This window comes from Sulfitobacter sp. PR48 (genome assembly GCF_028807335.1).
Classification (GTDB): Bacteria; Pseudomonadota; Alphaproteobacteria; order Rhodobacterales; family Rhodobacteraceae; genus Sulfitobacter.
The window spans coordinates 526,820-538,714 of sequence record NZ_JARAMM010000001.1; the positions used below are offsets into that span (position 1 = coordinate 526,820).

Here is an 11,895-nt window from a genome sequence, read left to right on the forward strand (position 1 = left end):
TGCAGACCTACGCTACAGCTTCTGACATGCAACACCGAATGAACAAAAGGTGCGCTGATGACGCAGGCCAACATCCTCCCATTGTCCGGGCGCACGCGTGCAAACTGGATACGTCTGCGCACCATGATCCTCCTGCGGTGGGTCGCCATTATCGGCCAGCTGGTGGCGATCACGGTGGCGCAGGCCATGTTCGGCCTGCAACTGGCGCTGAGCCTGTGCTATTTCGCGGTTGGCGTATCAATCATCGGCAACCTGATCGCGACCTTCATATTTCCCGAAAACAAGCGCCTCAGCGAACGGGAAAATCTGGGCATGATCATGTTCGATCTGCTGCAGATCGCCTTCCTGCTGTACCTGACGGGCGGGCTGAACAACCCCTTTGCGCTGCTGCTGCTGGGCCCTGTGACCATCTCTGCCACCACGCTCAGCCTGCGCTCCACCGTTTTGCTCTGCACCACGGCCATCGTCCTTGTCTCTGTCCTTGCGCTCAGCCATGTGCCGCTTGTGAACAGCGAGGGTGAAATCCTGCGGATCCCTGCCTTGTTCAACTTTGGCCAATGGACCGCGCTGGTCATCGCGATCATATTCACCAGCGCCTATTCGCGCCGCGTCACGACAGAGGTGCATTCGATGGGCGATGCGCTGGCCGCCACCCAGATGGCCCTGGCCCGCGAACAGAAACTGACCGACCTTGGCGGCGTGGTCGCTGCTGCGGCGCATGAGCTGGGGACACCGCTGGCGACGATAAAGCTGGCCAGTGCGGAATTGCTGAACGACCTGAGGGATCAGCCGGAACTTGCAGAAGATGCGGCGCTGATCCGTGATCAGGCGGATCGCTGTCGGGACATCCTGCGCGACATGGGTCGCGCCGGAAAGGACGATCTGCATCTGCGACAGGCCCCCTTCGAGGCTGTCGTGGCCGAAGCCGCAGAGCCGCATATTGGCAGGGGCATCAGCGTCGAACGCCAACACGCACCCCGTCATTCAGGGGCAAAGGACCAGCCCGCGATCCTGCGCAAACCCGAGATCATTCACGGCCTGCGCAACCTGATCCAGAACGGGGTGGATTTTGCCCGCAACACGGTCTGGATCGAAACGGATTGGAGCGATCAGACCATCTCGGTCCGGATCATCGACGACGGGCCGGGATTCCCCGCTGACGTGATTGGTCGGATCGGCGACCCCTTTGTCCGGCAGCGCAAGGTCAGTCAGATCATGGGCGCGAGACCCGAATACGAAGGCATGGGGCTTGGGCTTTTCATCGCAAAGACGCTGCTGGAAAGGTCAGGCGCGCATCTGCGTTTTGCAAATGGACCGGAACATCCGCAAAGCGGTGCCGTCGTGGAAGTCATCTGGCCGCGCGAAATGCTGGAGCCGCAGACAAAGGCCTCAACCGGCCCGCTTGGCGCAAATCAACGCATTACTGCGTAGAACGCACAGTTTGCCCCTCAAATGAAGGGAAATGGCAGTTATTAACGCGGTGTTAAACATTTCGGTCAAGGGTCGTTTTTCGTATCTTTGAACCGCCAGGATCCCGCGTTGTTGACCCCAGCTGAAATCCTTCTTGTGCTGCTTATCGCCATCGCTGCCGCATCGTCAGCTGTGACATATCTGCTGCGGCGGCCGGAACCCTCGGTTCAGGGCGAAACAACAGATGCCGAACCTCTGGCGCTGCTTTTCGACGATGGTGTCCTGCATCATGCCACGACACCCGCAATGCGGCGGTTCTCGCTCTTGCCCGGTGCGCATTTGTGGGATGATCTCAGGGAAGAGTTGAAAGACAGTTTTCCCGATTTTCCGACCTTCCCCGGCCCCGGTGAACACGGCTCGCTCACACTTCAGGCCAGAACCGCCAATGACCCGCAAAAGATCGAGATTTCCTGGTGGGGATCGCTTTGCTGGGTAACATGCCTGAATCACCAGCGTCGCGGCAGCGTCGGCGCAACCCAACGCGCCTGTGACGCCTCACCGCACCCCATCTGGCAAACCGACCGCGACGGCGCGGTCATCTGGTGCAACAACCGGTACCTGATCCTGTTCGAACAAATCCACGGACGCCGGCCGCAACCCGATGAATGCCTGTTTGAAAAGGCAACAACCTCCCTGAACGGAAGGACCTTGCTGACATCCAGAAGCAGCGGCGATTCCGAGTGGTTCGAAATCACCCGCCGCGAGGTGGACGGGGTGACGATCCATCACGCAACCTGCATCAGCGGGCTGGTAAAAGCGGAAGAATCCCTGCGCACATTCGTCCAGACCCTTACCAAGACATTTGCGCATCTGCGGATCGGGCTGGCGGTCTTCAACCGCGATGACCAGCTTGTCCTTTTCAACCCGGCCTTGCTGGAACTCTCGGGGGTTCCGGCCGAGTTTCTGAGTGGGAAGCCCAACATGCTGTCCTTCTTCGACCAGCTTCGCGAGAACAGGCGCATGCCGGAGCCGAAGAACTACGGAAGCTGGCGTCAGCAGATAGCCAGCCTGGCCAGCGCCGCAGCAGACGGACGCTACCGGGAGACATGGTCGCTGGAAGATGGCCGCACCTATTCCGTCCAGGGCCGCCCGCACCCCGAAGGTGCAACTGTTTTCCTGTTCGAGGACATCAGCGCGGAAGTCAGCCTGACCCGCAACTTTCGCGCCGAGCTTGAGCTGAGCCAATACCTGCTCGACAAGGTCGAGGACTGTCTCGTCGTATTTTCACCGTCCGGCGTGCTGACATTCTGCAATTCGGCCTACAGGGAACTGTGGCAACAAGATCCTGACGCTGCATTTGCCGACATCACGGTGTCTGATTGTCTCGATATCTGGCGCAGCAAGGCAAAGGCCGAGGTGCCGTGGCAGGATTTCATGAAAATTTCCTGCGGCTACACCAACCGGCAGTCGCTGACGACAAGGATCACCCTGAACAACGGGCAGCGGATGACCTGCGTTGCCGAGACCATCGCATCGGGCGCCACCCTGATCTGCTTCAAGACCCTTGAGGAGGTCACCGCCGCCGCCCATTAAAGGCGTATTTTGCCTTGCAGCCTTCTGCGCCACGGGTATGCATGGGCCATGACCAAGCTGACCCGTAGCCTTTGCTTTTCAGATGCAGAACAGACAGGCATCTATGCCGCGCGGCTTGCCCGGCATCTGCGCTCTGGTGACGTGATCCTGCTGTCCGGCGACGTGGGGGCTGGCAAGACTCACTTTGCAAGGTCGCTTATTCAATCGCTTCTGGCTGAGCCCGAAGATATCCCGTCACCAACCTTCACCCTGGTCCAGACCTATGAGACGGCGGAGGCCGAGATCTGGCACGCGGATTTGTATCGGCTGACCTCTGTACAGGAGGTCGAGGAACTGGGCCTGATCGACGCCTTTGCAACGGCAATCTGCCTGGTCGAATGGCCCGACCGGCTGGGCGCGCTGACGCCCCCATCGGCGCTGTCACTTGGCTTCAAACCGGGACAATCACCAGATGCGCGGTCGGTGCTCGCCACCTGGCAGGATCCCCGCTGGACCGAAACCGTGACAGCATGGTAGCGCGCAGGGACCAGGCCGCGCGTTTCCTGTCGGAAAACGGCTGGAACCCGGCGCGCCGCATCCGCATCGCAGGGGACGCTTCCAACCGTGCATACGACCGCCTGACGCGGCCCGACGGGACCACGGCGATCCTGATGGATGCCCCGCCCGACACCGGGGAAGACGTCCGCCCTTTCATCCGCCTCGCCGCCTATCTGCGCCAATGCGGGCTGAGCGCGCCTGCGGTCATGGCTGCTGATGAAACAGCCGGCTTTCTGCTGCTGGAAGACCTGGGTGACGCGCTTTTTGCAACGCTGATGCAGGATGATCCGTCGCTGCAGCAGCCGCTCTACAAGGCTTCCGTGGACGTGCTGATTGCCCTGCACCGGGCCGATCCCCTGCCGCTGCCGGATTGCGATGCCGCCTGGCTGACCGAAATGACGGCGCCGCTGTTCGACTGGTACCTGCCGGAGGCCGGGGCAGAGATCCGGACGACATTCCTAACCGCATTCCATCCCTTTGCAGATCAGATCGCAGCCGCGCCCAGGGTCACGATCCTGCGCGACTATCACGCGCAGAACCTGCTTTGGCTGCCTGGCAGGGCAGATGTGGCGCGGGTTGGTATCCTCGACTTTCAGGATGCCCTTGCCGGACACCGGGCCTATGATCTGGTTTCCATCCTGCAGGACGCCCGCCGCGATGTGACGGCCGAGATCGAGGCGGAAATGCAGGAGTATTACCTGTCGAAATCCCCCGTCGACCCGATTGATTTCAGGCGGAGCTACGCCGTGCTGGGCGTGCAGCGCAATCTGCGCATTCTGGGCATCTTTGCCCGCCTCGCGAAGCGGGACGGCAAACCATCTTATGTTGATCTTGTTCCACGGGTCTGGAACTATGTAAAACGCAACCTCGCCCATCCTGACCTTGTGCCTTTGGCCCGTGCGCTTGACGTAATTCCGGAACCGACGCCAGCCTTCCTGGAGCAGTTGAAAACCACATGAGCCCCCTGCCCCTGATGTTGTTTGCCGCCGGGTTCGGCACCCGGATGAAGCCACTGACCGATGACCGGCCAAAGCCATTGATCGAGGTCGCGGGCAAGCCGCTGGTGGATCACGCCCTGGACCTTGCGCAGGAGGCGGATTGCACTCCCATCGTGGCGAACCTGCATTACAGGGCAGAGCAGCTTGAACATCACCTTGCGGGCACCGGCGTGGTCACTTTGATCGAGCGGCCCGATATCCTGGATACCGGGGGCGGCTTGCGCAATGCGCTGGGTGTTTTGGGCGGTGATACCGTGGTGACGATGAACACCGATGCGATCTGGTCGGGGCCCAACCCCATCGACCTGCTGCAAAGGGCATGGGAGCCGGACAGGATGGATGCCTTGCTGATCTGCATCCAACTGGCCCGCGCCACGGGCTATGACGGCACCGGGGATTTCACGCTTGGGCCAGACGGCAGGCTGATCCGGGGGCCGGGCGTGCTTTACGGTGGCGTTCAGATCATCAAGACCGAGCTGCTGCACGACATTCCGGAAAATGTGTTTTCCCTCAACCTCTTGTGGAACATGATGTTGGACCGCAAGCGGTTGTTCGGCCTGTCCTATCCAGGGTTCTGGTGCGACGTGGGCCACCCCGCTGGCATCGCCCAGGCCGAAGAGATGCTGGCCGGCTCCAATGTTTGAGCCGACAGATAAACCGCGGGTCTTCGGGCTGGCACCCGGCGTCGATTTCCCGGCCGGGTTGATCCAGGGCATCCGGGAAAGACTGAAAGGCCAGCCACCCGAGTCCATCGCCAGGGTCGAGCTGATCGTCAACAGCCAGCGCATGCGCCACCGTCTGCGGCAGTTGTTTGACGCCGGACCGCCGGGGTTCATGCCACGGGTGTCTCTGGTGACCAATCTGGATCACCTGTTGCAGAACCAGACCATTGCCCGGGCAATCTCTCCGCTGCGCAAGCGGCTGGAACTGACCAGGCTGGTGTCGAAATTGCTCGAATCCGACCCCGAACTGGCACCGCGCAGCGCCCTTTACGATTTGGCCGACAGCCTCGCGAGCCTGATGGATGAGATGCAGGGCGAAGGCGTTTCGGCCTCCAGCATCGCCAAACTCGACGTCAGCGACCAATCCGGTCACTGGGCACGGGCGCAGCAGTTTTTCTCCCTCGCACAGGGCTACCTTGACCAGACGGACAGCACCCCCGATGCTGAAGCAAGGCAACGCATGGTTGTCACCGCTCTTGTCAAAAACTGGCAGGATGCACCGCCGCAGCATCCGGTGATCCTTGCCGGTTCAACCGGGTCGCGCGGCACCACATCGCTGCTGATGCAGGCTGTCGCACAATTGCCGCTGGGCGCCGTTGTCCTGCCGGGGTTCGATTTTGAAATGCCGACGTCGGTCTGGCAGGATCTCGATCAGGAAGTGATTGCCGAAGATCACCCGCAATACCGCTTCCGGGCGCTGATGCGGGCGCTGGACATGCCCAGCAGCGCGATCCGCAACTGGTGCGGCACATCCGCACCCGGTTCTGCGCGCAACGCGCTGGTCTCGCTGTCCCTGCGCCCTGCCCCGGTAACCCATGCCTGGCTGAGCGAGGGTCCGGCGCTGGGAGATCTCCTTGCGCCAACCGGAAACCTCACGCTGGTCGAGGCACCAACCCCAAGGATCGAGGCCCAGGCCATCGCAGCCCGCCTGCGCACCGCCGTGGAAGAGGGCAAGACAGCGGCCCTGATCACACCCGACCGGATGCTCACCCGTCAGGTGACATCGGCGCTGGACCGGTGGAACATCCTGCCCGATGACAGTGCGGGCACGCCCTTGCAACTGTCGCCGCCAGGCCGTTTCCTGCGGCATGTCGCAGACCTTTTCGTGCGGCCCCTCGATGCCGAAGCTTTGCTGACCCTGCTGAAACACCCGTTGACCCACAGCGCGGCGGACAGGAATACCCATCAGCTGCACACGCAGCGCTTCGAGATGCGGGTCAGGCGCGACGGCCTGCCCTATCCCGATCCCGCAGGACTGACGCGGATTGCCCGCAAGATTGCGGATCATCTGAACGCGCCGGATGATTTTCTGGATTGGGCAAATTGGGTCAGTGAGACTTTTTGCCATCACGAAACGGCGGATGATCAACAACTCGACACCTGGACAAGGGCGCATCTGGCGCTGTCCGAACGGATCGCCGCTGGCAGATCGACAGACGACACCTCGCAACTGTGGAAGAAGACCGCAGGCCGCGCCGCGCGCGAGATGATGGAGGCGCTTTCAACCGAAGCCAGCCATGGCGGTGCGCTTTCTGCCCGGGATTATGCCGATCTGATCGCTGCCCTGCTGTCAGAGCAGGAGGTGCGGGATCAGGACGGCCCGCATCCGAATGTGATGATCTGGGGTACTTTGGAAGCGCGGGTGCAAGGTGCCGATCTGGTGATCCTTGGTGGTCTGAACGACGGCAGCTGGCCTGAATCACCGCCCCCCGATCCCTGGCTGAACCGTCAGATGCGGCTCAGGGCGGGATTGCTTTTGCCGGAACGGCGCATCGGGCTGTCGGCCCATGACTATCAACAGGCCATCGCCGCGCCGGAGGTCTGGCTGAGCCGCTCCATTCGGTCGGACGAGGCGGAAACCGTTCCGTCGCGCTGGCTGAACAGGCTGGAAAACCTGCTGTGTGGCTTGCCGGATCAGAATGGCCCGCAAGCCTGGGCAGAGATGCAGGCGCGCGGGAATGCATGGCTGGACCAGGTCAGCGCGCTTGAGGCGATCGAGCGGGTTGCTCCCGCCATACGCCCCTCGCCCCGGCCACCGATTGCCGCACGGCCACGGGCGCTTTCGGTTACTGAAATCAAACGGCTGATCCGCGACCCCTATGCGATCTATGCCAAACACACGTTGCGCCTGCGCCCGATCAACCCGCTGGTTCAATCGCCGGATGCACCGGTGCGCGGCATTGTTCTGCACGAGATCATGGAGAAATTCGTCAAACGCGTTTGCGAAGACGAAACATGCCTCACGAAACAGGTGTTGATGGAAACGGCCCGCGCGGTGCTGCAAGAGGCAGCACCCTGGCCCGCTGCCCGGGCGATGTGGCTGGCCCGGATCGAACGGGTCGCCGACTGGTTCATCGCGCAGGAAAAGATCCGCCAAAGCTATTCCAGCCCGGTCAGTTTCGAAAAGGCCGCGAAAGGCACGCATGTTTTCGAGGATCTGGGCTTTACCCTCACGGGCTATGCGGACCGGATCGACAAGACAGATGAAGGCGACGCGCTGATCTACGATTACAAGACCGGCACGCCCCCCAGCAAGAAAGAGCAGGCGCTGTTCGACAAGCAATTGCTGATCGAAGCGGCGATGGTCGAGGAGGGCGGATTTGCCGAGGTTGGCGTCGCCCATGTCGCCCACGCGGCCTTTATCGGCCTTGGCGGTAAACCGGTGGAGGTGCCCGCCCCCCTTGCAGAGGAGCCGCCGGAAACGGTAATGGCCGGGTTGAGAGAGCTTATAGGGCATTATTTCGACCCTGATCAGGGCTTTACCGCAAGACGGCTGGTCAAGACCGAAGATGCTGCGGGGGATTACGACCAGCTTGCCCGTTTTGGTGAATGGGATGGCACATGTGACCCGACACCCGAGGATCTGACATGATTTTCGATGACGCCACCCGCGCGCAGATTGACGCCGCACGCCCGGATGCCTCTACCTGGCTGGCGGCCAATGCCGGCTCCGGCAAGACCCGTGTTCTGACCGACAGGGTGGCCCGGCTGCTGCTGGACGGGGTGCAGCCCGATCAGATCCTCTGCCTGACCTACACCAAGGCGGCCGCATCCGAGATGCAGAACCGGCTATTCCGGCGGCTGGGCGAATGGGCAATGCTCAAGGACGATGATCTGCGCGGCGCGATGGCAAAGCTCGGTATCGAGGTGCAATTGTCACCGGAAGACCTGCGCAAGGCCCGGACCCTTTTCGCACTGGCCATCGAAACCCCGGGCGGGCTGAAGATCCAGACCATCCATTCCTTCTGCGCGTCTCTGTTGCGACGTTTTCCGCTGGAAGCGGGGGTAAGCCCGCAATTCAAGGAGGTCGAGGACCGCGCCGCCGACCTGCTGCGGGCAGAGATTGTCGACCAGATGGCATCCGACGCGGCGGCAGAGCATATCGCCCAGGTCGCCCGGTTCTATACCGGCGAGGATTTCGCGGGGCTCACCCGGCGGATCGTGGGCATGAGAGAGCAATTTCAGGGTGACGTCAGCCAGGAGGATCTGCTGTCCTTGCTGGATCAGCCGCCGGATTTGACCTGGGCGCGGATTGAGGCTTCGGTCTTTCTGGGCGGAGAAGAGATGCTGATCGCCGATATCCTGCCGCATCTGTTGGCCAAAGGCGGGAATGACACAAAAGCCGGCGAAGCATTGCAGCAGATCGAGACTTTCGATCTGGCAGCGCTGCCCGCTCTGGAAAATGTGCTGTTGACCAAAGGCGGCGCGCAATCGCCTTTCTCGGCAAAGATCGGCAGCTTCCCCACAAAGGCAACCCAGGGGCAGATAGCGGCACAAATTCCTGCGTTAGAGGCCTTGATGCTGCGGGTTGAGGCGGCGCGGCCCGCCCGTCTGGCACTGGAGCTTGCCGAACGTTCCTCTGTTCTGCACCGCTTTGCCGAGGTCTTTCTTGCGCGCTATGAAAACGCCAAGCAATTGCGCGGCTGGCTGGATTTTGACGATCTGATCGACAAGGCCCGCGCCCTGCTGAATGACCCGGCGGTCGCCGCCTGGGTGCTGTACCGGATTGACGGCGGCATTGATCATATCCTGGTGGACGAAGCGCAGGACACATCGCCCCGGCAGTGGGATGTGATCGAAAAGCTGGCCGATGAATTCAACAGCGGTGACGGCGCGCGGCCTGGTGTTGAACGCACGCTGTTTGTGGTCGGGGACAAGAAACAGTCGATCTATTCGTTCCAAGGGGCCGACCCTCGGGAGTTTGACCGAAAGGGATCAAGTTTCGAGGGAGCTTTCACAGCGGCGGGAAAGGTGTTCCAGCATCGTAGCCTGGATTACTCGTTCCGGTCGTCCAGTGCCATTTTGCGCCTTGTAGACACTGCTTTTGATCCACGGCAGGCCTTCGGCTTCGACAATCCGACGGAGCATCTGGCGTTCAAACACGCCCTGCCCGGCCGTGTCGATCTGTGGCCCGTGGTGGAAAAGGCAGAGGCGGATGAAGAGCGGCAATGGACCGACCCCATCGACCGGCGCAGCGCGCGGCATCATACCGTCGTACTGGCCGAGAAGATCGCGGCGCGCATTCTGGAGTTGACGCGGGACGAACATTTCATCCCGGACGACAGGGATGGCCGATATTTCCGGCGGCGCATCCAGCCGGGCGACTTCCTGATCCTTGTGCAGCGCCGCTCAGCCCTGTTTTCCGAGATCATCCGGGCCTGCAAGGCGGCCGGGCTGGCGATTGCAGGGGCGGATCGGCTGAAAGTGGGGGCCGAACTGGCGGTCAAGGACCTTGGTGCGTTGCTGTCCTTTCTTGCAACCCCGGACGACGACCTGTCACTGGCCACTGCGCTGAAGTCGCCGATCTTTGGCTGGTCCGAACAGGCCCTGTTTGATCTGGCCCATCGGCGAGGTGACCCGAGTCTATGGCAGGCGCTGCGCAAAAGGACGCAAGACCATGCTGACACGATCATGGTGTTGCAGGACTTGCGGGCACAGGTCGATTTCCTGAGGCCTTATGACCTGATCGAGCGGATACTGACCCGTCACGGGGGCCGCAAACTGCTGCTGTCAAGATTGGGGCCGGAGGCCGAGGATGGCATCAACGCCATGCTGACCCAGGCGCTTGCCTATGAGCGGAACGAGATCCCCAGCCTGACCGGTTTCATCGAATGGATGCAAACCGATGATCTGGAAATCAAGCGGCAGATCGATTCCGCATCAAATCAGATCAGGGTGATGACCGTCCATGGCTCCAAGGGGCTGGAAGCGCCCATCGTGATCCTGCCGGATACCGGCCAGCGCAACATCACGATCCGGGACGAGATCATCCTGCTTGACGGTGTGCCGGTCTGGAAACCGACGGCAGGCGATATGCCCCAGACCGTCAGCACCGCCATCGACGCGATGAAAGGCGCCCAGTTCGATGAACGGCTGCGATTGCTTTATGTGGCGATGACCCGTGCGGAAAAGTGGCTGATGGTTGCCGCGGCGGGTGATCTGCCCAAGGACGGGTCAAGCTGGTATCAGATTGTCGCCTCGGCCCTGTCGCACATCAATGCCGTTCCCGCTGGTGACGATGGCACCCTGCGCTTTGAAGAGGGTGACTGGGACGGGTCGGAAGCCGTGTCATTGCCGGAGGCCGGGAAAAGCACGCCGGTGGCCCATCCCGCCCTGCTGCGGGGCATCGACATCTTTGAACACCCCGCGATGGTCTGGTCCCCTTCCGATATGGGCGGCGCAAAGGCGCTGCCGGGTGAAGGCGGCGCAGAGAGTGACGCGGCCAAAGCATATGGCGTGCTGGTGCACAGCATGTTGGAAAGACTTGCGGATCTGCCGGCGGACAGCCGGGCAGCCGTCGCGGCGCAACTGGGTGACGGCCACGACCCATTGATCCGCGACGCCGCCCTGACCGAGGCGCTTGCCGTTTTGAATGACGATGCGCTGGCGCCGATATTCGCGCCGGGCACCCTGGCCGAGGTTCAGCTGACAGCACCCATCGGTGACGCGCGGTTCAATGGCATCATCGACCGGCTGATCCTGACGCCGGGCAAGGCGCTGATCGTTGATTACAAGACCAATCGTATCGTGCCGAAGACGGCGGAGGATTGTCCCGAAGGCATCCTCCGACAGATGGGGGCCTATGTCGGGATGCTGGCTGCGGTCTATCCCGGGCATGAGATCGAAACCGCCGTCTTGTGGACCGCCACGCGAAAGCTGATGCGGCTGCCCAACAATATCGTGACATCCGCGATTGACCGCTCGCCATATCTTGACGGGCTGGGTCCGCGTTCATAGGTTCATGTCTCAAACGAATTCCTGTCAGGAGAGCAGCATGGCAACCGTCGCAGTCACAGACGATACGTTCGACGCCGAAGTGAAAAATTCCCCCATCCCCGTCGTGGTGGATTTCTGGGCCGAATGGTGCGGCCCATGTAAACAGATCGGTCCCGCCCTTGAAGAGCTGTCGGCAGAGATGGATGGCAAGGTCAAGATCGTGAAGGTTGATGTTGATTCAAACCCCAATTCACCCGCTCAGATGGGCGTGCGCGGTATCCCCGCCCTGTTCATCTTCAAGGACGGTGAAGTGGTATCGAACATGGCCGGCGCCAAACCGAAAGCAGCGCTGCAAAGCTGGATTGAGGAATCGATCTGATCCGCTGCCGACAATGACCTTTGAAAAGGGCGTCCTGCGG

Annotated in this window: 8 protein-coding genes; all 8 read left to right on the forward strand. The window is 61.5% G+C overall.

From position 1 onward, the window contains the following. Window positions 1–57: 57 nt before the first annotated feature. Window positions 58–1,431, forward strand: a complete 1,374-nt coding sequence (gene regB, locus PVW51_RS02555; protein ID WP_274573478.1) for a sensor histidine kinase RegB — start codon at window positions 58–60, stop codon at window positions 1,429–1,431. A 111-nt stretch (window positions 1,432–1,542) separates the two neighbouring features. Continuing rightward, window positions 1,543–3,003 (forward strand): PAS-domain containing protein, encoded by a 1,461-nt coding sequence (locus PVW51_RS02560; protein ID WP_274573479.1) that lies wholly within the window; start codon window positions 1,543–1,545, stop codon window positions 3,001–3,003. Between the two features lie 48 nt (window positions 3,004–3,051). Then, window positions 3,052–3,519, forward strand: coding sequence for a tRNA (adenosine(37)-N6)-threonylcarbamoyltransferase complex ATPase subunit type 1 TsaE (gene tsaE, locus PVW51_RS02565; RefSeq protein ID WP_274573480.1), 468 nt, complete (start codon window positions 3,052–3,054; stop codon window positions 3,517–3,519). Beyond that, window positions 3,513–4,499, forward strand: coding sequence for an aminoglycoside phosphotransferase family protein (locus PVW51_RS02570; protein ID WP_274573482.1), 987 nt, complete (start codon window positions 3,513–3,515; stop codon window positions 4,497–4,499). The genes tsaE and PVW51_RS02570 overlap by 7 nt, the downstream gene beginning before the upstream one ends. Continuing rightward, entirely contained in the window at window positions 4,496–5,182 is a 687-nt protein-coding gene (locus tag PVW51_RS02575; RefSeq protein ID WP_274573483.1) for a nucleotidyltransferase family protein, read from the forward strand. The genes PVW51_RS02570 and PVW51_RS02575 overlap by 4 nt, the downstream gene beginning before the upstream one ends. Next, window positions 5,175–8,132: a double-strand break repair protein AddB gene (addB, locus tag PVW51_RS02580; protein ID WP_274573484.1), complete on the forward strand. Its 2,958-nt coding sequence runs from the start codon at window positions 5,175–5,177 to the stop codon at window positions 8,130–8,132. The genes PVW51_RS02575 and addB overlap by 8 nt, the downstream gene beginning before the upstream one ends. Continuing rightward, the gene (gene addA, locus PVW51_RS02585; RefSeq protein WP_274573485.1) at window positions 8,129–11,497 is read left to right on the forward strand and encodes a double-strand break repair helicase AddA; all 3,369 of its coding nucleotides are present in this window, start codon (window positions 8,129–8,131) and stop codon (window positions 11,495–11,497) included. The genes addB and addA overlap by 4 nt, the downstream gene beginning before the upstream one ends. Window positions 11,498–11,534: 37 nt before the next feature. Further along, window positions 11,535–11,855, forward strand: a complete 321-nt coding sequence (trxA, locus tag PVW51_RS02590) for a thioredoxin (RefSeq protein WP_114274056.1) — start codon at window positions 11,535–11,537, stop codon at window positions 11,853–11,855. Window positions 11,856–11,895: the final 40 nt, after the last annotated feature.

Coding starts and splice junctions, on each gene's coding strand:
- PVW51_RS02570 (WP_274573482.1), top strand. CDS start 3,513: ATGGTAGCGCGCAGGGACCAGGCCGCGCGTTTCCTGTCGGAAAACGGC.
- tsaE (WP_274573480.1), top strand. CDS start 3,052: ATGACCAAGCTGACCCGTAGCCTTTGCTTTTCAGATGCAGAACAGACA.
- addB (WP_274573484.1), top strand. CDS start 5,175: ATGTTTGAGCCGACAGATAAACCGCGGGTCTTCGGGCTGGCACCCGGC.
- PVW51_RS02575 (WP_274573483.1), top strand. CDS start 4,496: ATGAGCCCCCTGCCCCTGATGTTGTTTGCCGCCGGGTTCGGCACCCGG.
- addA (WP_274573485.1), top strand. CDS start 8,129: ATGATTTTCGATGACGCCACCCGCGCGCAGATTGACGCCGCACGCCCG.
- trxA (WP_114274056.1), top strand. CDS start 11,535: ATGGCAACCGTCGCAGTCACAGACGATACGTTCGACGCCGAAGTGAAA.
- regB (WP_274573478.1), top strand. CDS start 58: ATGACGCAGGCCAACATCCTCCCATTGTCCGGGCGCACGCGTGCAAAC.